The following is a 21898-nucleotide window of genomic DNA, read 5'->3' on the forward strand; positions in this document are numbered from 1 at the left end:
CTAATGCTTATTCTTATTTTTCTAGTCCCAAGGTGGGACCATTGTTGCCATATTTGCGGGTAGCAAATTAATTGTCAGCATAATAACAAATTCACTGTTAAATACGTAACAAAAAAGGCGCCTAAGCGCCTTTGTATCTATATAGGGGTCGTATTAGAGGTCGTTTTTCGCCAGTCGACCAAACGAAATCAAGTCCTGTGTGATTAACGCCGCTTCTTCAAGATATGGGTCTAGCTCTCCAATTACATCTGGTACGTCATCTAAATCTTTAATTGCTTCCAGTCCTAAGCGTTTTAATCGCGCATTCGTTCTTGCTAAGGCTCTTTGCTCAGATTCTTCGCGTTCTTTTAAGCGCTCGGATTCCATCAAAGAAATTTTCTTATCATCTTTTTGCTCTTTATAACGAGCTATATCGTCATAAACATAATTGAATTCAGGTTCCGTTTGCATACGCGCTATATGCTTAGAGTCTACATATTTAACCAATGGAGTGAGATTATCCAAGCTATTGTATGATGCACGTTTAATACTATCCCAAGGGAGTGCATTATCCTCTTGGCTCTCACCCCACTCTTCTGGTTCAATTGCTGACGGCAACATAACATCTGGGATCACGCCCTTATGTTGAGTACTCCCACCATTAATACGGTAAAATTTCGCAATTGTATATGTCACGCTACCCAGTGGATTACTAAATAAATCGAGTGTTTTTCCAAGACCACGATGTTGTTGAACGGTACCTTTACCAAAAGTTTGCTCACCAATCACAACACCACGACCATAATCTTGAATGGCTGCTGCAAATATTTCTGATGCCGATGCACTGTACCTATCAACGAGTACACTCATAGGCCCATCATAAAATGTGATCCCGTCTCGGTCTTTTTGCGCTTCAACGCGATTATATAAGGTGTGAATTTGTACTACAGGACCTTTATCTATAAACAAGCCAGTTAATTGAGTTGCTTCGTACAGTGATCCTCCGCCATTTTGACGAAGATCAATGACGATACCATCAACCTCTTGCTCTTTTAGCTTGGTGATCTCAATTTTGACATCTTTTGATAGGTTATTGTAAAAACTAGGTATTTCAATTACACCAATCTTACTCGTCAAATCTGAGTACTTAGCTTCGAATACTTCTGACTTTACTGCGCGGTCTTCAAGACGAATTTTATCGCGTGTAATTTCAACTACTTTTGGCGTACCGTGCGCATCAGAGCCTTTTAAATACTGTAACCTTACTTTGGTCCCTTTAGGGCCTTTAATTAAATCCACGACATCATCAAGACGCCAGCCGATGACATCAACGAATTCTTTTCCATCTTGAGCTACGCCTACGATTTTATCATCAGCTTTGATCCGCTCAGATTTATCTGCTGGGCCACCCGGTACCAACGACCGGATCACCGTATAATCTTCATCATATCCTAGTACCGCACCAATGCCTTCAAGCTCTAGGTCCATGTCCATTTTAAACTGCTCAGCTCGACGTGGAGAAAGATAAGAGGTGTGCGCTTCCACACTGCGTGCAAATGCATTCATCATTACTTGGAAAGCATCTTCACTATTGGTTTGTACTAACCGCTTTTGCGTATTTTTATATCTTTTAGTCAGGATTTTCTTTATTTCATCCCACTCTTTACCGGTCAGCTTTAGACGCAGTGCGTCTGACTTCACTCTCTGACGCCAATATTCATCTAACTCTTGTTGGCTTGTCGCAAAAGGGAGATCTTCTCTATCGTAATAAAAAGCATCTGGTTTATCGAACGTGATTTCAGTGCCTAATAAGTCAATAGCAAACTGAAAGCGCTCATAACGACGTTTCATACTCATATTGAACATATCAAACGCAAAATCTAGCTTCCCAGCTTTCAGAGCATCGTCAAATTGAAGCCGATATTTTTTATAAGCATCGACGTCGCTTTGCAGAAATAATGACTTTGTATAATCTAGCGACTCTACATAACGATCAAATATTTCTTCAGCCAAAGCGTCATCGAGCTTAAAACGTTTATAGTGTTGGCGAGTAAATAAGTTGGTCACCCGTTTGCTTGCCGTTGTATGTTGAATTTCCGGTTTTAAGTCCGGTATGTCTTTTTCTGTCACCGTATCAGGTGACGCAATCGATACGCTTGATAACAGCGCTGCTACAACGGGAATGAGTGTCAACTTTTTACTCATACACAACTCCTTAAACTATATAAAGGCTATCTACTTTGGTTTTTACTTGCATACCAGTTACTAATTCTACGTGAACATCATCTTTGTTCACTTCAGTAATAGTCGCATTAACCAAAGCTTGTCCTAATTTAACTTTAACTTTGTTATTAACCTTGACCTCATTGGCTGGCAATGGTTCAACTTTACCTGGGTTTCTTTTTGCTTGCTGTGGAGCAGGCTTTTTATTAACTCGGGTATTTTTATCACCTGAACGAGGATGGGCTGGGCCTTTCTTTTTAAAAGACTTATTATCACCATCTTGACGAGGACGTTGGGTTTTCTTGCGTTTAGCCATTTTAGCACGGCTTTCTTCAAGGGCTTTTTGCGCGTGCTCTACGTGCTCTTGCTCAACCTTTTCTGCGTCTTTTCCATCAAGATCGATACGGAATTCGTTTTTAGTAACCGCTTCCAAATAGCGCCAGTTTGACGTGTACTTACGCAATGCTTGACGTACTTGAGTTTTACTTACCTTTTCAGAACCTTCAATACGCTCAGCAATATCTTTAAAGATACCGACCTTAAGCGGCTTGATGCCCTCTTTTTGTTTAAAACACTGAGGGAACTCTGAATATAAAAAATCCAGAACCTCATTAATATCTTTTAGCTTGTTTGTGGCTTCCATTTTTAAACCTATTTGTTATACCTTTTCATCTAATGATGAATGGATATAGTGTATTACCCAGTCAGTTAACTCTTCAAATTCAACTTCAATTAAAGCTAAATCACCACGAAGATGTTCCCATATACCGTTGATTATATTGTCGATGGTCTCACAATCGAGATCATCTGGTAAAAGTTGCCAAGCAAAATGAATTAACTCATTTAAAGTCTCGGTAACTTGCTCTTCTTCCCCTTCCCAATCACCCACATCGGCTATTGCAAAGAGGTAATCTTGCACATTGACTAAATCTTTCATTATAGAGTTGCCTCAAAGCATCTCACCAAAGCTTCAAGTCCGACTTGATCTTGCTCGTCAAACCTTGCCAAGCTAGGGCTGTCAATATCTAAAACTGCAAATAAACGCCCTTCTTTCATCACAGGGATAACAATTTCAGAGTTTGATGCCGCATCGCATGCAATATGCCCAGCGAAAGCGTGCACATCATCGACTAATTGAGTTTCTAATGACTGCGCAGCTGTACCACATACACCTTTACCTACAGGGATACGTATACAAGCAGGGTTGCCTTGGAAAGGCCCTAACACGAGCTCTTGAGGTGTATCTATAAGATAAAAACCAGCCCAATTAATATCGTCTAAAGACGTAAATAAAAGTGCACTGATATTCGCCATATTTGCAATGACGTTACGTTCATCACAAATTAAAGAATTAGTTTGGTTTACAAGTGTCTGATAAAAATCTTGCTTCTGCATCTACTTAATATCACAGTTACGTCATACAAAAGCTTAAGGTACTCTTTCAAGCTATTAATTGAAACCTTTTCTGCAGAAAAAGTATTAATTATCTGTAAATTTCAGCTTGCTTGATTAAATTAGCAGCAGCCAGCTAAGCAAAGCGCCGTAAGCCATAGAGAAACAACCCAGCAGCCAGCGCCGCCATGACTGTATTCACTAAAAAACCACCCCCTGTGCTTGCTCCCAGTAAATAACTAAATACCGCGCCACCAAGCATGCCAAGTGTTAATACAGCCGAGTATTGCACCTTGTTGTGTTTATACATCAATAAATACCCAGGCACCACAAAAGCAGCCATGGCCAGTCCCACGATATGTGCATTAGCGAGCGCGCTCATCAGTAAGCCAACAAATACCGAGAGTAGCGGTTGTTCCAACACCAACCCATAATATAACCCCAAAATTGAGCCTATAATGAGCGGCGATAATAACGACATCCCTATACTTTTTACTAACAACTGTTTCATGTCTTTAATCCAGCTACTACAACAATGCCATTACTATTAAAGCATTGGCCATCAGAAGCCAGTCGACTTTAGTCGAATTGAATCAACACAGTGAAATTTAGAGTAAAAAAAAGCCGCTATAAAAGCGGCTTGGTATCCATTTAAGAATAATGGCGGAGAGATAGGGATTTGAACCCTAGAAGGGCTACAAACCCTTGCCGGTTTTCAAGACCGGTGCTTTCGACCACTCAGCCATCTCTCCGAAAAAGTGCACTAGCTTATCTCAAGCTAGTTATAAAATGGCGGAGAGATAGGGATTTGAACCCTAGAAGGGCTACAAACCCTTGCCGGTTTTCAAGACCGGTGCTTTCGACCACTCAGCCATCTCTCCGAATACTGCGCTAACTATTCGATAGTTAGAAATAAATGGCGGAGAGATAGGGATTTGAACCCTAGAAGGGCTACAAACCCTTGCCGGTTTTCAAGACCGGTGCTTTCGACCACTCAGCCATCTCTCCGAAATTTTTACTGCTAAAGCTTGTAAAAAACACCTACAAACCTTATATATTTAGTGGCGGAGAGATAGGGATTTGAACCCTAGAAGGGCTACAAACCCTTGCCGGTTTTCAAGACCGGTGCTTTCGACCACTCAGCCATCTCTCCGCAGCGGGGCGAATATTAGATAATCCCTTTGACAATGTGAAGCTTTTTTTTTAAAAAAGCGTTTAAGTGCTTAAAAAACAGCTCATTCGTTTAAACATACAGCAAACACAGGAGAGAGATGGAACTTTTTATTTTATTAAGGCTCTATTTGATCGACAAAGTTTGCCCAACCATATAAGTCTTGGTAACCTTACTACAGTTTAATTATCGGAACATTGTTTCACTTAAGGAGTTTAACATGGCGTTCAACCACTCATATGGCACAGCTCAACCAGCTATGTCGACAATCGAAACTAATAAGGTACTTAAAAATACGTACTTTTTGTTAGCTATGACGCTTGCTTTTAGCGCGGTTACTGCAGCTATTTCAATGACAATGGCTTTACCTCGTTTCACTGGTATCGTATGTTCACTGATTGGTTTCGGTCTTATTTTTGTTATCCAGAAAAAAGCGAATTCGTCTTCTGCAATTGGTCTAGTGTTCTTATTTACCGGCATTATGGGCTTTGGCTTAGGTCCACTGCTTAACCATTATGCTGCAATGCCAAATGGTACATTGTTGATTATGCAAGCGCTTGGTTCGACAGCTCTAATTTTCTTCGGTTTATCAGCATATGCACTAACAACCAAAAAAGACTTCTCATTTATGGGTGGCTTTTTAACGGTTGGTTTAATCGTTGTTGTCATTTCAAGTATCGTTAATATCTTTATCGGTAGTAGCATTGCATTCATGGCAATCAATGCCGCTGTCGTGTTATTAATGTCTGGTTTGATCCTTTATGATACGAGCCGTATCGTAAACGGTGGTGAGACTAACTACGTTATGGCAACCGTTAGCTTATACCTAAATATCTATAACCTATTCACATCATTGCTAGCCCTTTTAGGCTTAAATGATGACTAACCAGCTAGTTCTGGTAAACTAAGCCCCATTGTTGGGGCTTTTTTTATGGGCTAATTTTGAGTAAATTTGTACTCTCATTACATTCTGGTGTCTCGGATCACCTTACGCTGCACAATTTATCTCGGTTTGCTGATGCTGTTTTAGCGGAAGGTCACCAAATCCCCTGCATTTTTTTATATCAAGATGGTGTTTACCATGCCTCTCAAAATCTGCAACTGGCCAGTGACGAGCTTAATATCGCTGAAATTTGGCAATCGCTGTTCAACAGAGGTATCTCACTTATTTTATGTGTTACAGCAGCAGAAAAGCGCGGTATAGACACCGCTAACACCGGTATATTTAAAGTTGCAGGACTTGCCGAATTTGCGATGTTAACCGCCCAATCTGATAAATGGGTGCAGTTTAAATGAAAAATATAATGGTGATCAGCAGTCATAGTCCATTTGATAATATGCATGCGCGTGATGCATTAGATATGGCACTTATTTTTGCCGCAATTGACCAAAATATCAGTTGGCTTTTTCAGGGGCCGGCTGTATTGGCACTAAAGTCGGAGCAGGCGCCACATGAAATGGGCATAAAAAACTTTTTAAAGTCTATAAAAATGCTTGAAATATATGACATAGACCAAGTGTATGTTTGCCAGTCAGCACTCGATTTATATCAGCTAACAGCGACGGAGTTGAGCATTGATGTTCAAATTGTCAACACTGAGCAACAGCGTCAGTTAATTACTCAACAAGACCATATAGTGACATTATAAAAATGAACACATTACATATTTTCTCAAAACCGCTCAGCACACTTAATAGTATTGCTGTCACCTCATTAATTAGTGAAACAGATGGTATCTTATTAATGGGTGAAGCGTGCTTTGATCAAGCTAGCTATCAAAACTTAGCAAGCAAACAATATGTGTTATCTCATTGTCTAGTGGCTAGAGGCATTACTGCACATCCATCATTTTCTTCTATAAGCGACGTTGAATGGGTAAATCTCATCGACAATGCAAAAAAATCAATTACTTGGTAACTATGTTAGAAATAAATAATCAAATCATTGAAACAGACAAGCAAGGCTACTTACTCGACCATACGCTTTGGTCTCACGAATTAGCGCCTATGATTGCAGAGCAAGAAAATATTACATTGAGTGATGCGCATTGGGAAGTGATCACTTTTGTGAGAAATTTCTATGAAGAATACAACACCAGTCCAGCAATTAGAATGCTAGTAAAGGCCATGGCAAAAGCCCTCGGTGAAGACAAGGGGAACAGTATCTATTTATACAAGTTATTCCCAAAAGGTCCCGCGAAGCAAGCTACTAAAATAGCAGGTTTACCAAAACCGGCGCGCTGTATTTAAGTTCTAGGGCATAACCCGCCCTAACATGGGTCAAAAATACAAAAAAAGGCGCTATGAAAGCGCCTTTTTAAATCATAATTTAATTTACTTTGTATAAGCGCGTGGTAGCTTAGAGTCTGTTGTATAACGCTCGCGTAGCTTATCGTGGCGAGATTCAGTACTAACCTCTTCACCATTGATCCACATTTTTTGGACATGTGTACTGATCTCGAACGGATCCGCACTCCAAAGAACGAGGTCTGCACGTTGACCCTCAGCAATTTTACCACCTTCAATACCAAAGGTGTCAGCTATATTAGACGTCAGAGCTTTGATTGCGCCTTCATGGCTCATACCATTTGACACAGCAATACCCGCATCAAAGCGCAATTGGTAAACGTTGTGGCTACCATCTCCGCCAATAGACAATATCACTTTAACACCCGCTTTCTCTAACGCACCTGCCGTTTCTAAACTCGCATGTAGTGAATCAAAATCAGACGGTAAATTCGAGACCGCGCTTACAATAACGGGGATTTGTGCATCAGCAAGCTGATTTTTCACCAATTGAGCATCTTCACCGCCCCAAATTATGACATTAATACCAAACTGCTCTTTGATCTTAATGATCTCTAATATGTCTGAAGCGCGCGTCAAATGCGTTACAACAGGCATAGAGCCATCCAGGACTTGCGTCAAAATTTGTGCTTCTAAAGACGGCTTTTTGTCTTTTTCATCATCTTTTTCTGCCAACGCCTTTTGCTGACCTTCTAACTTATCAACAAACTGCTTATAAGATAAAGCACGTGAACCTTTACTTTTTGCACCCAAATGCACAACTAAGGCAGTATGTTTATCAGTAACACTGCCAAACTCACCGCTTAAGTCAGCGACAAACGCTAAACCAGCGAAAATGCTATCGCCACCATGAGGTACTGTCACATTTTGTGTTACACCGCCCTTACGTGCATAAGGGATCAAGGAAGAGCGAGGGTTAAATGCTGTGCTCGTGTCAAAATCAATACCCGCTTTATCGTCTCCCGCATCACGAGAACGTGATACAGCACCGACTTCTACCAACCCTAATTGATTCATCGACCCGATAAAGCCCGCCGTTAAAACTTGACCTTTCGCATCAATGGTTACATCCGCGGCTAACTCAGCCGGATTAATCGCTGTGATTTTTCCGTCTTCAATAACAACAGTCGCATCATTTAAAACGCCTTGCTTTGTTGAAGTGTGGACAGTGGCATTCGTGATCGCTGTCACTTGAGCAAATACCGAAGAAGTAGCAAGCAACGCACCGGTAATTAATGATATTTTAAATTTAGTCATGGTGTGCACTCCTACCTTTGGCCAAGCATGAAATCACTAACAGCTTGATATTTTTCATCATTTCTATCGTATACTTTGGCGCCATCAACATAAACGGTCTCTGCTTTAGAATAAACGCTAAACGGGTTTTTATCCCAAATCACCACATCCGCTTGCTTACCCTTGCTTAATGAACCAGTTTCATTTTCAACACCTAACGATTTAGCCGCATTGTAAGTGATCCACTTGATGGCATCTTGTTCTTTTATCGCAAAGCCATTTTGGTTCACCGTATGCATCACTTTTGACGCTTCATGGTTTAGTCGCTGGATAGTAATGTCAGAGTCTGAATGGACAACAGCACACGAGTTCTTAACAGCATCAACGATGGCCACATTTTCTTGCACCATATCGTACGCTTCCATTTTGAAGCCCCACCAGTCTGGCCATAGTGCCGCACAACTGCCATTTTCAGCTAACATATCTGCTATTTTGTACGCTTCAATACCATGATGGAATGTGCCTGCGTGATAGTTAAATTCTTTTGCTAAATCAATCATCATTGCCATTTCTTCTGCTTTATAGCAGTGGTTATGGATCATGACTTCTCCGTCTAACACGCCACGTAGCGTATCATACTTAATATCACGCTTTGGTGCATCAGGGTTCAAACCTGCGGCATGGGCAGCATCATACTGCTCCCAAGCAGATTTATACTCTGTCGCTTCAATCCACGCCTGACGGTACCCTGCCATATTACCCATGCGCGTCTGAGGCGCAATTTTATGAGAACCATATACACGCTTGGGGTTTTCACCACAGGCCATTTTTAGCCCATAAGGCGCATTTGGAAATTTCATGCCTTGCATTGTATGCGCAGGGACATTTTTCAATGTAACACCGCGGCCACCAAATAAATTTGCTGAACCAGGTAATATCTGTAACGTTGTGATCCCGCCTTCACGTGCACGATTAAATCCAGGATCTTGAGGCCATACTGAATGCTCAACCCATACTTCTGCTGTATTAGGACTAGTCATCTCATTACCATCTTGATGAGATTCAACAGACGGACTCGGGTATGCACCTAAATGGGAGTGAACATCAATAATACCTGGAGTTACCCACTTACCTTGCGCATCAATGGTATTGTCAGCGCTGACACTTAAGTCTTTCCCAACCTGTGCAATCTTGCCATCAACAATAAACACATCTGCTTGCTCTAACTTTTCACCTGTACCAGTTAAAACGGTGGCATTAGTGATCAAAGTTGAACTATTATCAGACACTGAATAGGTGCTTGGATATGGGTTTTTGTTAATCTTAACGTGGTCTTTTTGCGGGCCTTGGTCTTGACAGCCCGCCAGCGCAGCACCAAGTGCTAGCACTAATACGGAGGGAGCAAATTTTTGCATTGTTGTCATCTCTTCTGTTTTTTTGCACTGTAACGAATATAGCGTTAAAAGGCGATTTAAATACTTTAAAACGCAATATTACACGATAAATTTCACGATTATCTGCTGCACTATCGCGCTATGTAGTCATCATATAACTTAGCAAGCACTCCTTCCAGATCAAGTTCTGGATGCCGCTTTGATAATTGTTCACTGGCTCTAATCACAAAATCAGAGTTTTGTTTGTGCTGTTTAGCAAACGCTTTTATGACATCTGATGATTTTGCAGTACTCTTCACCTTAGTATAGCGATGTTTATATTTACTCAACGCTTTATCAAAATCCCCACTACATTCTTCGACTAAAAGCGTATAAAACGCCCCTTTTTTGACACTATGATGGGAGTAGCAATACGCTAACGCGCTTTTAAAATTATCAAAACAGCTACCATCAACAAAAAACTCTGTACGTGATTCGAAAGGGGCCACAGAAGACCCCGAAATTTCTAATGCATAGTTTGGAAAATCTAATCGCTCTTGGGTTTCTTTACCTAATCGAATACCTGCTTCAATACTGGTATGAAATTCTGGGCTCATTTGCGATAGTTCATCTTTTTCCCAAACATGGAATATACGCACGGCTTGAGCATACTTTTTGGCGAGTTTACTTTTGAGCTTTTTAACTCGGCTAACCAAAGTTAAATCGCGTTCATTTTTTAGTAAAGCTGAACACTCATAACAACTAGACACTGCAACAAAATCTGCTGTTTCAGACAGCTCAATCACCAATTCACAATCACTTAATGGCGGGCAATAATCTGTATCTGTCGCTTCACAACCACAGTAATAACATGCATGGTTAAACTCTATAGATTTTGCCAATGCCTTTTGATAATACTTTGACAACGTTTCGAAATGTTTTGACATAAATTTACATTACACAAATGATAAGTTTTAAAATAATGCTAAAGCAAAGGTAAATTACTGATAACACAATGTGAGAATAACGAAACTAAAAAATTAGATAATAAAGTATGTCTGTTTTATTTTAAAAAGCCTTTTAATATTATGATCTTGTGCCAGCCTATTTACATTCACACACTTGGTTACACTCTGTCGATATTGCTTTACAGCATTCATAAAGAAGTCGAGTAATACTTGTACTGTATTCACACACCACCATAAAATGGAGCAACACAATGAACACAGTCACCGTATTAGCCAGCGTCGCAATTATTTTTACGTCTACATATTCTTCTGCAAATGAATTTGTAGCAAATGACAACTCCGTTGCCACACAACTTTGTATGGCCGTGGCCTCTAACCATAAACTCACACTGCGAAAAGAGATCCGTGAGCATAATATAAGCAAGGCCGTACTAAATAATCGTTTAGCTTGTAACGAAATGCCAATTACTGCATTTGCTTCACGCTACAACCTCACGAAATCAGTGCAGTTTTTAAATATAAATACGTCAACCAGTACCCACATTAAGGACCTTTCCGCAATGACAAAGGATACATCCGCACCAGTCATGCTATCAGGGTCTAAATAAGTGTTTGAGTTAAATTAATAATGCGCTAAATACACTTAGCGCATTCACTTTGTAAGACCTTAAGTAACATCTATCAGGGCAGCTATTAAACCAAATACACCGCCAAATACGCCACCCCACACAACCAGCCAGCCTAAATGTGTTTTTATCATATTTTGAATGATATCTTTGACCATAGAGGGAGTTAATTCATCTAACCGGTGATCAACAGCCTGTTCAATCGTATCGTGGATTGTCGATGCATTGCCCCCTACCAGTTCACTCACCATCAGTTCTTTAAATTTAGACTCTTGTGTAATATCAATAAGAGTATCTTGCATTTTTTCCACAAATGAACTTCGCATAGGCTGCAACGCTTCAGTGCCGCCAAACATCGTAAGCATAGGTCCAAATTGTGAAGACTCAATCACGCCTACTAGCGTGTCAAATGCAGGATTTAAATCAACTTTCTTAATGACGGGTGCCAAGTCTAAGTTATCTTGCTGGCTTTGTAATAAATTAGCAATTTTATCTTTGTGAAAAAACTCCTCCAAGATCAATACTCTAATGGAGCTTTTAAACTCTTTAAATTTTAAGGTGATCACGCCTGAACCATACAGAAATGGCACTTTCTCAAAGAGCATATGGATTGCAACTAAATTAGTCACAGCCCCCGACAGCGCAAAAATACCAACTGAGAATACAATAGCATGCCCACTGAGGTATCCAACCAACACACATAACGTCGCAACAATATTTGTAATTAAGCTTTTATTCATTGATACACCTTATATATTTCACCGCGGCATTTTATACGTTTGAATCAAAAAAATATACGTTCCTTAAGTGTAAAAACAGCCGCATAATGCACTTATTACTATGCCTAATTACTGACAGCTTCTCATGAGCTGTAAAAAAAGCGACTATTCATTTGAGTTCTATCCGTTTTCATCCATAGTTTGTTTAACCAGTTGTCGTTTTCAGGTAATGTTTCACATGTGGAATATGGTTAATCAACAAATCTCAAGCGCACTTCATAACTCATTTGAGTTTACACACAAAGAGCAATTAGCCTCTCCTAACACAGAGAAGCTGTATAAAATTTCTGATGAGCAGCATACCTACCTCGTGAAAGTAGATCGACTCACTGCACTAGAACGATTCGAAGCACAAGCACACTCATTAGACATTTTGACCAGAGATAGTGATTTCATGGTGGGTGACACGATAACAATAGGCACTAGTTTAGATTTTAGCTTTATGGTTCTAGAATGGTTAGATACCCAGCCAGACACGTCTAATTGGCACGATTGCGGCGCTTTACTTGCTAAAATGCATCAACGTCATGAACAAGAAATGTTTGGTTTAGAACAAGACAATTATATACAACACGTACTACAACCAAACCAATGGCATAAAAAATGGGAAACATTCTTTGCAGAAGACCGCATCGGCTGGCAGCTGCAGTTATTAGCAGAAAAAGGGGTTATGCTGATCAATATTGATGAGTTTATAGCAACAATAAAAACATTGTTACCGCATCACGTACAACCCTCATTATTACATGGGCACTTTTGGTCGGGTAACATCGCATTCAGTCATGGCAAGCCCTGTCTGTTTAACCCCGCCTGTTATTACGGCGACAGTGAAGTAGATATCGCGATGGCAGAACTATTCAATCCGCTACCTGATGCCTTTTACAGCGGCTACAACACGATCAAACCCATAGAGCAAACTAACGTTCCACATCGAGCAATTTACCAACTTTACCCTATTCTTTTGAATGCAAACTTGTTTGCTGGTGATTACCTCTATCAAGCCAAACAAAGGGTTCAAGACATTTTAAAATAAGCATAATAAATCTGTCATACTGGCATTAAGTGCTATATTTAGTTTAGTGCAATAATTAGGTTGATAAGGCCTAATGGAGAGCCAGATGAAAACTGTTTATGACCAAAGAATTAGTTGCCCACATTGTGGGCACCACATATTTGTCAGTCTTGATGCCAGTGAAGGAGATCAAGATTTTTATGAGGATTGTACCGCCTGCTGTAACCCTATACACCTAAACATGCACATAGACCGAGCCTTTAATAAGCTCGAGTTGCATGTCGATAGTGACGACGAGCAAATATTTTGAAATAAAGTCAGAAGGAAACTGCACTTTCCCTAAGCTACTTGCGTACTTTTCCTGAGGTAACCTTCCACCGTATTAACAATCGTGTAGGTTTGTTGATCAACTTCAATATTAAGTAAATCTCCAACTGCTGCGCGCCCTAGATTAGTGATAGATAACGTTTCGGGAATTAAGTGTAACCAGAAGCCACGCTCATCGACTTCCCCTACCGTTAGGCTTGCGCCATTTATCGTAATAAACCCTTTATACAGAACAAACTTTAGCCATTCACTAGGCAAGCTTAGATGCATTTTACAATTATCATGTTGTTTTATCACAGAGACAACCTCGGCCGCACAGTGAATATGTCCCGACACGATATGGCCGCCAATTTCTGTACCAAATGTTAATGAGCGCTCAAAGTTTACTTTAGAGCCTCGTTGTAATAACCCCAAGTTTGTTAGCTTTAACGACTCATCAATCACATCAAAGTATACTTGCCCTACGACATCTTGTGGATTAACTTCATAGCGCACAACCGTTAAACAACAGCCGTTAATTGCAATGCTCGCGCCTATATCTAAATGTTGTAAATAACTGCTTGCAACGGAGAGAACAAGTCTCAATATACCTTCTGACTTATTACAGGAAATAACAGCGGCTTGAGTTTGGACAATACCTGTGAACATGAAAGACCTTGATAAGTAATAGTGCTAACGATGATACCTCATTGCACCTCATCGCTAAAGCCATAAGCCACATTCAGTGAGTGATTAATCTCTGGCTTTATGATGCCTGTATGATTAATATTGGGTTTTTACTCATGTAGTGTAATTATGAAGTTCAGTTATTGGGAAGCAAAGCGCTTACTCCAACTTGCCACTCCGGTATTTTTAGCACAAATCATGTTGGTCCTCATGTCTGTGGTTGATACGATCATGGCTGGGCAAGTCAGCACCAATGATCTGGCAGCCCTATCAATTGCAACAGGCATTTGGAATCCACTCGTTTTTTCATTACAAGGGATCCTACTCGCATTAACAGGGATCGTAGCGCATTGCTACGGTGCAAAAGATGAGCTAGGCATAAAACAGTATTTTCAGCAAAGCCTTTACCTATGCTTACTCCTTTCTTCTTTTGGGTTTATCCTCGCAAGCTTCACGCCAACTATATTTTTAAACTTAGGAACGACAACCGAGATCACAGATTTAGCGCAGGGGTACATCGATTTTGTCAAATGGGGCATTCTTGGGTTTTTACTTTTTTCCGTGTATAGAAATGTGACTGAAGGTATCGGGCTCACTAAACCAGCTTTTTACATTAGCATCATCGGGCTTGGTATTAATGTGATTGCAAACTATATATTTATCTATGGCAAGCTCGGAATGCCAGCACTTGGTAGCGCTGGATGCGGACTCGCCACGGCATTAGTTTTTTGGGCTATGGCGCTAGCACAAATCATTTATAGCCTTAAAAGTAAAAAGTTAAAGGGACAATGGCTATTACAAAATTTTAAACTGCCTAACTTTCAACTCATGACCTATATCACCAAGCTAGGCCTACCGATCTGTTTAGCTACATTCTTTGAGGTAACGCTATTTGCTTGCATACCTTTATTTATTGCTGATTTAGGGGCAATAGCAGTTTCAGGACACCAAGTCGCTGCGAGTGTAACAACTATACTCTTTATGATGCCGTTGAGTTTATCTATGGCAATTGCAATTAGAATTGGCAACTTATCAGGGCAACAAGCCCACCAACAACTTAGAACGGCCATTTCAACGAGCTTGGTGCTTGCTGTAATGATTGCGGCGTTTGTGGCACTCATTACATATTTGGGTAGAGATGCCATCGTGTTGCTTTATACAAATGATACGCAGGTCGCGTTGTTAGCTTCAAGTATCATTATTTTAGCCTGTGTTTATCAACTTCCCGATGCGTTACAAGTTGCAGCTAATGGTGTACTTCGCGGGTTAAAATACACCAAACCAATCACGGGGATCACGTTTTTTTCATATTGGATCATCGGTTTTAGTTTAGGCTACGTATTAACTAAAACAGATATTCTCATTCCAGCAATGGGACCAAAAGGTTTCTGGGTTGGGATAATAGTTGGCCTTAGTGTCGCTTCAATTTTACTCTTAATGAGTGTAAGGCGCCGTCTTGTTAAAATTAGTATTACTTAGCATAACTATCTTGTGTATTGTTGGCTGCTCTAAGCAGCCAACGGACACATATATAGAATACCAAAGCAGGCTTAGTAGCCTATTAGAAACCGCTGGCCCGGATAACACCGAAATTGAAAAACTCTTCAGACCCTATGTCGAAAAGCCCACTTCTCAAGTAAGTTTGTCCATCATAGAGTTTGCAAAAATAAATCACTGTAAGCTCAGTCAAATTATTGCCAAAAAGAACAATCAACTCGGTAAGGTGCAACTGCCTAGTGAGGCACTCAAATATAATATTGAGTTTATACAACAAGCACAAAAGTGTATTGATGACCCACTCACAGATGCTAATACCATTGAAGGTAAATTAATCGCAGTCAAAATAGAAAAGCAGCAACAGTTAGTACAGTCGTTTGAACATATGCTGTTCAAAGAGGCTGAGCTAGCAAAATTGACTCATCTAACAGCCAATGAGATTACTTTTGACCGCCATAGAGAACAGCAAACCGCAAGCCTCGAAGCGCTCACACAACTGTCAAACCTACAACGTCAGATACAAAATAAAGCTGAACTTGAGCAAGTTATTGCGTCAGATATCACCTTAGCGCTCCAAAAATTGCATAAAAATAGCTTTATCCCAAAACTTGTCACTTCAGCGCAGTACCAGATAGCATTGAATAATAGCACTACTCACTGGCTAAACAAGATAGATATAGAGAACGAACTATGCCCTACTGGGAAAAATAAGCAAAAAGCCAAAATATTCAGTAATATATTTGCAAAATTTTATTTAAAAACACTACAGCCCTACCAATCAAAACTCACTAATATGTTAGAGCAAACCTCACCTTTACTCGTTAAACTTTGGCAAAACCATCCTGTATTGGCTGAGCGCTTTAATCCAGAACACAATCTCGCTTTGTTAAACCAAATCAAAGCCAGTGCTATATTGCACGTAAAGTGGTGGCAAAGCTTTTATAAAACGTGTGAAATTCGCCCGCAATGAGCAAAAAAACTGCAAACAAACAAAAATTTAAAAAACACGCTTGATCCAAACGCATTGTCGCTATATATTAGCCGCCGTTGCCAAGTAATATTCATTACATAACAACGTTATAATACGACCGTAGCTCAGTTGGTTAGAGCACCACCTTGACATGGTGGGGGTCGGTGGTTCGAATCCACTCGGTCGTACCAACTCCTTTTGGAGTTTATACCTTCAATACAACCGTAGCTCAGTTGGTTAGAGCACTACCTTGACATGGTAGGGGTCGGTGGTTCGAATCCACTCGGTTGTACCAAAATACTTAAACCTCATATATTTCCAACCTCGCTTCATAAAAATTCAATTATTCATCACTATAAATACTTCACTTGAGATAAACTCACCCCCTCATCACACCTCTTGCTCAATACAATCGTGCTTTAGTTCAACGCGGTAACATCAACATTTGGCTAAGTGATAGTGCCATCTCAAAGTGGCAGAATACTGAAAAGCACGGTGGCCGTGGTCGTTCAAATTACTATTCTGATTTAGCAATTGAAACGTGTTTAACCTTAAGGGCCGTATTCCATTTGCCACTCAGGGCCTTAGAAGGGTTTGTAAATTCCTTACTTACTACGATGGATACCTCGCTGCAATCACCGGGTTATAGCTGTTTATGCAAACGCAGTAAAACACTTGATGTGCAATATAGAAAAAACGCAGGCAAAGGCTTTATAGATATCGTAGTCGATAGCACCGGCCTTAAAGTGTACGAAAATGGTGAATGGCATGCGAGAAAACATCGTGCGACTAAGCGCCGAACTTGGCGAAAATGGCACTTGGCCATTGATGCGACAAGTCACGATATTGTGGGTGCTGAGCTGTCGATGGTCAATGTGTCAGATGGTGAAGCCCTTGCTGATTTAATCAGGCCATTGCGCAGGAATAGTGACAGAGTGACAGGTGATGGAGCATATGACACACGCAGTTGCTATGAAGAGGTCGCAGCAAAAAAGCGATTATGCGGGCGCCACCAAGAGACAATGCCCGATACTGGGAAGAAGGACACCCCAGAAACAATGCCGTATTTATGATGCACCAAATAGGGTTAACGCAGTGGAAAGTGAATTCAGGGTACCATCTTCGTTCACTAGCCGAGACGGCGATGTATCGTTTTAAACAATTAATGGGTGATAAACTAAAAAGCCGCCAGTTTAATAGTCAGCATACAGAAACAATGATTAAAGCGCAGGCAATAAATAAAATGGCTGGGCTAGGTATGCCCAAATATCAGCAACAGAGTTAAAACTGAGAAATTGATTGGTAATTAGCTATTTGATCAACAAGGCCCCTAACATTACAAAACAATGAGTTGTTTATAACAGAAAGCCGTATTCGTCACCTGTTATTGCCAAATGATAAAAGTCCAGAACCCGATATATTTTTCATAAGGAAAGTTAACTTACCGACCACTCTCTGATTAGCTTTCACATTTATGTAGCCTGCCATAAAACATACGTAAGTTAGGCCTTTAAAATTCTTTTGATTCAGCCTAGCTTGCCTCTCAACAAATTGGAACAGGTAATTTTATAAACAAAAGGATTAACAACCATAATGCTCCTCCATCTTATATTACCCAACACAAATAAAAACATTAATTTAACGTAGGTGACATTTTAGATAATAAAGTGTACTTTGTACCTGATAAGTACTTTTAACATATTGCAAACCATATGCTAAGGCAAAGTATAACCTTTACTACGTAGGTTATGTTCGATACTCAATATAATGTGAGAGACTTGCCGAGTGGGTGGTTTTCAAAAACTAATAATTGTTACTTTAGTTTAGCCACTTTGAGGGCTGAAACGTCACTATTAAAACCTCGATTAAAATAGAGCCGTATTTCCGAGGAAAGTAGTGATGATTTCTTATTTAAATATGCGCTAGGTGGGCGTATTTTACCATAACAAGGAATAATAATGTTAAAAATGAAGAGTTTATCTAAGGCGTTTCTCACGGATGCAATAAAAACGCAAGCGTTACACCCCTTCGATCTTACCATTGAGCAAGGTGAATTTGTCAGTGTCATCGGCCCTTCAGGTTCAGGTAAAACAACCTTTTTGAATATTGCAGGGTTGCTCGAAGAGCATTCCGACGGGTTATATGAGTTAGACGGGAAAGATGTGGCACAATTTACCGATAAGAAAAAATCAGCCTATCGAAACGAAAAAATCGGATTTGTATTTCAGAGTTTTAACCTCATTCCCGAACTAAACCTCTACGATAACGTCGATATGCCGCTACGTTACAGAAAGTTTAATAGCGAAGAACGACACAAACGTATTATGCAGGCACTTGAGCAAGTCGGGCTCGCGGGAAGAAAAGATCATTACCCAACCCAGCTTTCCGGTGGCCAACAGCAACGTATTGCCATCGCACGTGCCATAGCGGGTACCCCATCCGTTATTTTAGCGGATGAGCCAACCGGTAACCTCGACTCAAAAATGGCAGAAGGCATCATGTCGTTACTTAAAGATATCAATGCAGCCGGTACAAGTATCATCATGGTGACTCATGATAATGAGCAAGCAGCTCAGGCAAAGCGTATTGTGCAAATCAAAGATGGACACTTATCTGAATACACACAACAAAAAGCCATAGCATAAGGGTCATCAAGGATGTATTTTTATTATTTCAAGCTTGCCCTACTGAGCCTGCGCAAAACACCGCTGTTAACCTTGCTAATGGTCGCAATGATAGCAATTGGTATTGGTGCAACCATGACCACTTACACCATCAGTTATATGATGTCCAAAGACCCAATCCCGAATAAAAGTGCTAACTTATACCAAGTTCAGCTTGATAGTTTAAATTATGAGTTCGCTGATAATGATATTTTGCCAAACACTATCGCATATCAAGACGTTCAAGCATTACTAAAATCGGATATACCAAAAAATCACGTTGCGCTAGGCGCTATTCAAACGGAGATTGGCCCTATTGATAATCCAAGTATAGAACGTCAAACTTTAGAAGTTCGTACAGCAACCAGCGACTTCTTTGCTATGTTTGAAGTGCCTTTTTTGCATGGCGGAGGCTGGAGCGAACAAGACGGCAAAGATGCAGCTCAAGTAGCCGTTTTATCTAAAGAAACTAACGGCTGGCTGTTCAATGGTGAAAACTCTGTTGGTAGAACCTTTTACTTTGGTAAAGACACTTACCGAGTCATTGGAGTGCTAGATGATTGGAACCCTCTCCCTAAGTACTATGAACTATCTTATGCAGCGTTTAAAAAACCGAATGGTGTATTTATCCCCTTCAATACACAAATTAAAAACGAATTCCTCACTTTAAAATTGATAAGTAATTACTGTTGGAAAGAGCCGGACGATCAATCTTTTGCAGCTTTGCTCACATCAGAGTGTATGTGGATCATTTTTTGGGTAGAACTCTCCAATGCGCAAGACCGTGACCAGTATCAAGCATTTATTGATAACCATGCGAAAGAGCAGCAAGCTCTGGGCCGATTCCCACGCCGTATTTTCAATAAGCTATTACCGTTAAAAGAGTACCTGACCGACGAAGAGATTGTAAGCGATGACAGTAAAATGGCCGTGTGGCTAGCAGCTCTGTTTTTACTTGTATGCTTACTTAATTGTATGAGCCTTATGATTGCTAAATTTGATGCCAAAGCGGGCGAAATTGGATTACGCCGCGCTGTTGGAGCAAGTCAAAATGATATCATCAAACAATTTGCAATTGAGTTGTCGGTCATAGGCCTAGCGGGTGGGTTACTTGGGTTATTATTTGCAAAGCTTGGGCTCATGGCAGCAGCCAATACCTATCACTATTTACATTCAGGTTTGATGCAAATGAATAGCCAACTCCTTATGAGTACTGTGATGTTGGCAGTTGTTTCGAGTTTACTATTTGGGCTTTACCCAATCACCAAAGCAAGTCGTATGCAGCCATCAAGCCAGCTGAAAAGCTTATAGGATATAAAAAATGCGTGATTTTTTACCTATCATAAAAACATTTAAAAAGAAAAAAACAGCCCCTATTCTATTGGCATTTCAAATTGCAGTGACCTTTATGGTGCTGGTGAATGCCATTTATATGATTTCTGATCGAAATGATATAATTGCCCGCCCTGTTGGTGTCGATATAGCAAATACTCTGAGTGTCATTACCAATTTGTCTGACGAACAAGGCGATCTAGTCAATCAATTAGAAGACGACTTAATTGCGTTAAAAAGTATTTATGGCGTTGTAAACGCAGCACCTATGACTGCACTACCACTTGAAGGCTGGGGCTCTTACTTAGATGTTAGATTCGACCCAGACGAAGAATATGTGGCATCTAGCGGCTACTTTGGTTCAAACGAGGATGTGATTGACACTTTAGGGCTAAGATTGGTCGCGGGAGAAAGTTTTTTAGCTTCAGATATACAAACAACTGAGCTAAATGGAATACATAAATCGGCTAAAATACTTATTACCAAAGCCTTAGCAGAAAAAATATCTCCAGATGACTGGCGGGCAATACTAGGTAAAAGTATCTATTTCAATAAAGAGCCTCATGAGGTGATAGGCGTAATAGAGCGACTACAAAATGCATGGAGTTCGTGGAGTATGGTTGAATACACGGTGATTTCATCAGTACGTGAAACTAACCATAGCCAACGCTATGTCATTCGTGTAGAACCAGGTCAGATGGAGAGTGTGATAAAAACGATACCCGAGGTACTGCTCACACATGCTAATAAACGCATAGAAACGATTGAGACACTCAGCGAAATAAAAAAGCGAAGCTATCAAGCTGATGTTGCAAATAACCAATTGCTAACATCAGTCTGTATTGGTTTAACCATTATTACCTTATTTGGGATTTTAGGGCAGGCTAAATTTACAATCAACCGAAGGATAAAACAAATTGGCACACGCCGAGCGCTCGGGGCCAGTAAATCTCAAGTAGTTGGTTACTTTATGTTAGAAAATGCCATCATATCAACAATAGGCGTCGTAATTGGGATACTCGCCGCAATCATACTCAATAACCAATTTGTAGAGTTACTTTCAATAACTCCGGTACCTGTAAACTTTTTGCTATTCGGTGCAGGTGCGATTGTATTACTGGGTCAATTAGCCGTAGCATACCCGGTGAGTCAAGCGGCTAAAGTGTCACCTGCGATAACAACGAAAGGCTAATAGCCAAAGCCCCTATTGCCAAAAAAGCATCGGGGCAAGCTGTTTATTGGCACTGTAAGTAAGCGTTAAATTGCCTTAGTTAATGCCTATACCACCTAACCTTCGTTACACGTTCCGTGTTATAGGCGTTCAATATATCTAAGGTAATTAACGCTTACTTTGTAACGCGCTCTCTTTCTTTCGCC

The 21898-nt window shown here is 40.4% G+C and carries 23 protein-coding genes, 6 tRNA genes and 1 pseudogene; 16 read left to right on the forward strand and 14 right to left on the reverse strand.

Features of this window, described 5'->3' with window-relative positions; translation table 11 throughout:
- Positions 1 to 153 precede the first annotated feature (153 nt).
- From prc to PCIT_RS12580, 9 genes are all read right to left on the reverse strand, one after another.
- Complete coding sequence (prc, locus tag PCIT_RS12540; protein ID WP_010363947.1) at positions 154 to 2184, reverse strand: carboxy terminal-processing peptidase; 2031 nt, start codon at positions 2182 to 2184, stop codon at positions 154 to 156.
- Between the two features lie 10 nt (positions 2185 to 2194).
- Positions 2195 to 2845, reverse strand: coding sequence for an RNA chaperone ProQ (gene proQ / locus PCIT_RS12545; protein WP_010363949.1), 651 nt, complete (start codon positions 2843 to 2845; stop codon positions 2195 to 2197).
- 15 nt (positions 2846 to 2860) lie between these two features.
- A complete protein-coding gene (locus PCIT_RS12550) occupies positions 2861 to 3139 on the reverse strand; it encodes a hypothetical protein (RefSeq protein ID WP_010363951.1) in 279 nt (92 codons plus the stop codon).
- Positions 3139 to 3597: a GAF domain-containing protein gene (locus PCIT_RS12555; RefSeq protein WP_010363953.1), complete on the reverse strand. Its 459-nt coding sequence runs from the start codon at positions 3595 to 3597 to the stop codon at positions 3139 to 3141. The genes PCIT_RS12550 and PCIT_RS12555 overlap by 1 nt, the downstream gene beginning before the upstream one ends.
- A 133-nt stretch (positions 3598 to 3730) precedes the next feature.
- Positions 3731 to 4105, reverse strand: coding sequence for a hypothetical protein (locus PCIT_RS12560; protein ID WP_010363954.1), 375 nt, complete (start codon positions 4103 to 4105; stop codon positions 3731 to 3733).
- A 150-nt stretch (positions 4106 to 4255) separates the two neighbouring features.
- Positions 4256 to 4346 (reverse strand) — tRNA-Ser (locus PCIT_RS12565).
- A gap of 38 nt (positions 4347 to 4384) precedes the next feature.
- A tRNA-Ser gene (locus PCIT_RS12570) sits at positions 4385 to 4475 on the reverse strand.
- A gap of 36 nt (positions 4476 to 4511) precedes the next feature.
- Positions 4512 to 4602: transfer RNA gene (locus PCIT_RS12575), tRNA-Ser, on the reverse strand.
- A gap of 54 nt (positions 4603 to 4656) precedes the next feature.
- Positions 4657 to 4747: transfer RNA gene (locus PCIT_RS12580), tRNA-Ser, on the reverse strand.
- A gap of 238 nt (positions 4748 to 4985) precedes the next feature.
- On the opposite strand from PCIT_RS12580, the gene PCIT_RS12585 reads away from it, so the two are divergent.
- From PCIT_RS12585 to PCIT_RS12605, 5 genes are read left to right on the forward strand one after another with little or no spacing between them, the layout of a single operon-like run.
- The gene (locus PCIT_RS12585) at positions 4986 to 5651 is read left to right on the forward strand and encodes a Bax inhibitor-1/YccA family protein (RefSeq protein WP_010363956.1); all 666 of its coding nucleotides are present in this window, start codon (positions 4986 to 4988) and stop codon (positions 5649 to 5651) included.
- 56 nt (positions 5652 to 5707) lie between these two features.
- Positions 5708 to 6061, forward strand: a complete 354-nt coding sequence (gene tusD, locus PCIT_RS12590; RefSeq protein ID WP_010363958.1) for a sulfurtransferase complex subunit TusD — start codon at positions 5708 to 5710, stop codon at positions 6059 to 6061.
- On the forward strand, positions 6058 to 6414 hold the full coding sequence (tusC, locus tag PCIT_RS12595) for a sulfurtransferase complex subunit TusC (protein WP_010363960.1): 357 nt from the start codon (positions 6058 to 6060) through the stop codon (positions 6412 to 6414). The genes tusD and tusC overlap by 4 nt, the downstream gene beginning before the upstream one ends.
- Before the next feature lie 2 nt (positions 6415 to 6416).
- Positions 6417 to 6683, forward strand: coding sequence for a hypothetical protein (locus PCIT_RS12600; protein WP_010363962.1), 267 nt, complete (start codon positions 6417 to 6419; stop codon positions 6681 to 6683).
- Between the two features lie 2 nt (positions 6684 to 6685).
- On the forward strand, positions 6686 to 7015 hold the full coding sequence (locus PCIT_RS12605) for a TusE/DsrC/DsvC family sulfur relay protein (protein WP_010363964.1): 330 nt from the start codon (positions 6686 to 6688) through the stop codon (positions 7013 to 7015).
- 84 nt (positions 7016 to 7099) lie between these two features.
- On the opposite strand, the gene PCIT_RS12610 is transcribed toward PCIT_RS12605, so the two are convergent.
- The 3 genes from PCIT_RS12610 to PCIT_RS12620 all read right to left on the reverse strand — a co-directional run bounded on the left by PCIT_RS12610 (position 7100) and on the right by PCIT_RS12620 (position 10628).
- Complete coding sequence (locus PCIT_RS12610; RefSeq protein ID WP_010363967.1) at positions 7100 to 8329, reverse strand: amidohydrolase family protein; 1230 nt, start codon at positions 8327 to 8329, stop codon at positions 7100 to 7102.
- Positions 8330 to 8340: 11 nt separating this feature from the next.
- Positions 8341 to 9723 carry an amidohydrolase gene (locus tag PCIT_RS12615; RefSeq protein ID WP_010363968.1) on the reverse strand — a complete coding sequence of 461 codons (1383 nt, stop codon included), beginning with the start codon at positions 9721 to 9723 and terminating at the stop codon, positions 8341 to 8343.
- 110 nt (positions 9724 to 9833) lie between these two features.
- Positions 9834 to 10628, reverse strand: coding sequence for a hypothetical protein (locus tag PCIT_RS12620; RefSeq protein ID WP_010363970.1), 795 nt, complete (start codon positions 10626 to 10628; stop codon positions 9834 to 9836).
- 272 nt (positions 10629 to 10900) lie between these two features.
- On the opposite strand from PCIT_RS12620, the gene PCIT_RS12625 reads away from it, so the two are divergent.
- Positions 10901 to 11257 (forward strand): DUF3718 domain-containing protein, encoded by a 357-nt coding sequence (locus PCIT_RS12625; RefSeq protein ID WP_010363972.1) that lies wholly within the window; start codon positions 10901 to 10903, stop codon positions 11255 to 11257.
- A gap of 59 nt (positions 11258 to 11316) precedes the next feature.
- Here PCIT_RS12625 and PCIT_RS12630 read toward each other — a convergent pair whose 3' ends face one another.
- The gene (locus PCIT_RS12630) at positions 11317 to 12015 is read right to left on the reverse strand and encodes a hypothetical protein (protein WP_010363974.1); all 699 of its coding nucleotides are present in this window, start codon (positions 12013 to 12015) and stop codon (positions 11317 to 11319) included.
- A 217-nt stretch (positions 12016 to 12232) separates the two neighbouring features.
- Here PCIT_RS12630 and PCIT_RS12635 point away from each other — a divergent pair, with 217 nt between their 5' ends.
- Positions 12233 to 13087, forward strand: a complete 855-nt coding sequence (locus tag PCIT_RS12635) for a fructosamine kinase family protein (RefSeq protein WP_010363975.1) — start codon at positions 12233 to 12235, stop codon at positions 13085 to 13087.
- 85 nt (positions 13088 to 13172) lie between these two features.
- Positions 13173 to 13376, forward strand: coding sequence for a CPXCG motif-containing cysteine-rich protein (locus tag PCIT_RS12640; RefSeq protein ID WP_010363976.1), 204 nt, complete (start codon positions 13173 to 13175; stop codon positions 13374 to 13376).
- Between the two features lie 29 nt (positions 13377 to 13405).
- Here PCIT_RS12640 and PCIT_RS12645 read toward each other — a convergent pair whose 3' ends face one another.
- Positions 13406 to 14041 carry a riboflavin synthase gene (locus PCIT_RS12645; protein WP_010363977.1) on the reverse strand — a complete coding sequence of 212 codons (636 nt, stop codon included), beginning with the start codon at positions 14039 to 14041 and terminating at the stop codon, positions 13406 to 13408.
- Between the two features lie 147 nt (positions 14042 to 14188).
- On the opposite strand from PCIT_RS12645, the gene PCIT_RS12650 reads away from it, so the two are divergent.
- The 8 genes and pseudogenes from PCIT_RS12650 (at position 14189) to PCIT_RS12685 (ending at position 21713) form a co-directional block, all read left to right on the forward strand.
- On the forward strand, positions 14189 to 15538 hold the full coding sequence (locus PCIT_RS12650) for an MATE family efflux transporter (protein ID WP_010363978.1): 1350 nt from the start codon (positions 14189 to 14191) through the stop codon (positions 15536 to 15538).
- Positions 15516 to 16526, forward strand: a complete 1011-nt coding sequence (locus tag PCIT_RS12655) for a DUF3080 family protein (RefSeq protein ID WP_010363980.1) — start codon at positions 15516 to 15518, stop codon at positions 16524 to 16526. The genes PCIT_RS12650 and PCIT_RS12655 overlap by 23 nt, the downstream gene beginning before the upstream one ends.
- A 114-nt stretch (positions 16527 to 16640) precedes the next feature.
- Positions 16641 to 16717 (forward strand) — tRNA-Val (locus PCIT_RS12660).
- A 27-nt stretch (positions 16718 to 16744) separates the two neighbouring features.
- A tRNA-Val gene (locus tag PCIT_RS12665) sits at positions 16745 to 16821 on the forward strand.
- A 94-nt stretch (positions 16822 to 16915) separates the two neighbouring features.
- A pseudogene (locus PCIT_RS12670) lies at positions 16916 to 17811 on the forward strand (IS5 family transposase).
- A gap of 673 nt (positions 17812 to 18484) precedes the next feature.
- The gene (locus PCIT_RS12675) at positions 18485 to 19171 is read left to right on the forward strand and encodes an ABC transporter ATP-binding protein (RefSeq protein ID WP_010363982.1); all 687 of its coding nucleotides are present in this window, start codon (positions 18485 to 18487) and stop codon (positions 19169 to 19171) included.
- A 12-nt stretch (positions 19172 to 19183) separates the two neighbouring features.
- Entirely contained in the window at positions 19184 to 20500 is a 1317-nt protein-coding gene (locus PCIT_RS12680; RefSeq protein ID WP_010363984.1) for an ABC transporter permease, read from the forward strand.
- A 10-nt stretch (positions 20501 to 20510) separates the two neighbouring features.
- Positions 20511 to 21713, forward strand: coding sequence for an ABC transporter permease (locus tag PCIT_RS12685; RefSeq protein ID WP_010363986.1), 1203 nt, complete (start codon positions 20511 to 20513; stop codon positions 21711 to 21713).
- The last annotated feature ends 185 nt before the right edge of the window (positions 21714 to 21898 follow it).

Source organism: Pseudoalteromonas citrea, from assembly GCF_000238375.3.
Lineage (GTDB): Bacteria > Pseudomonadota > Gammaproteobacteria > Enterobacterales > Alteromonadaceae > Pseudoalteromonas > Pseudoalteromonas citrea.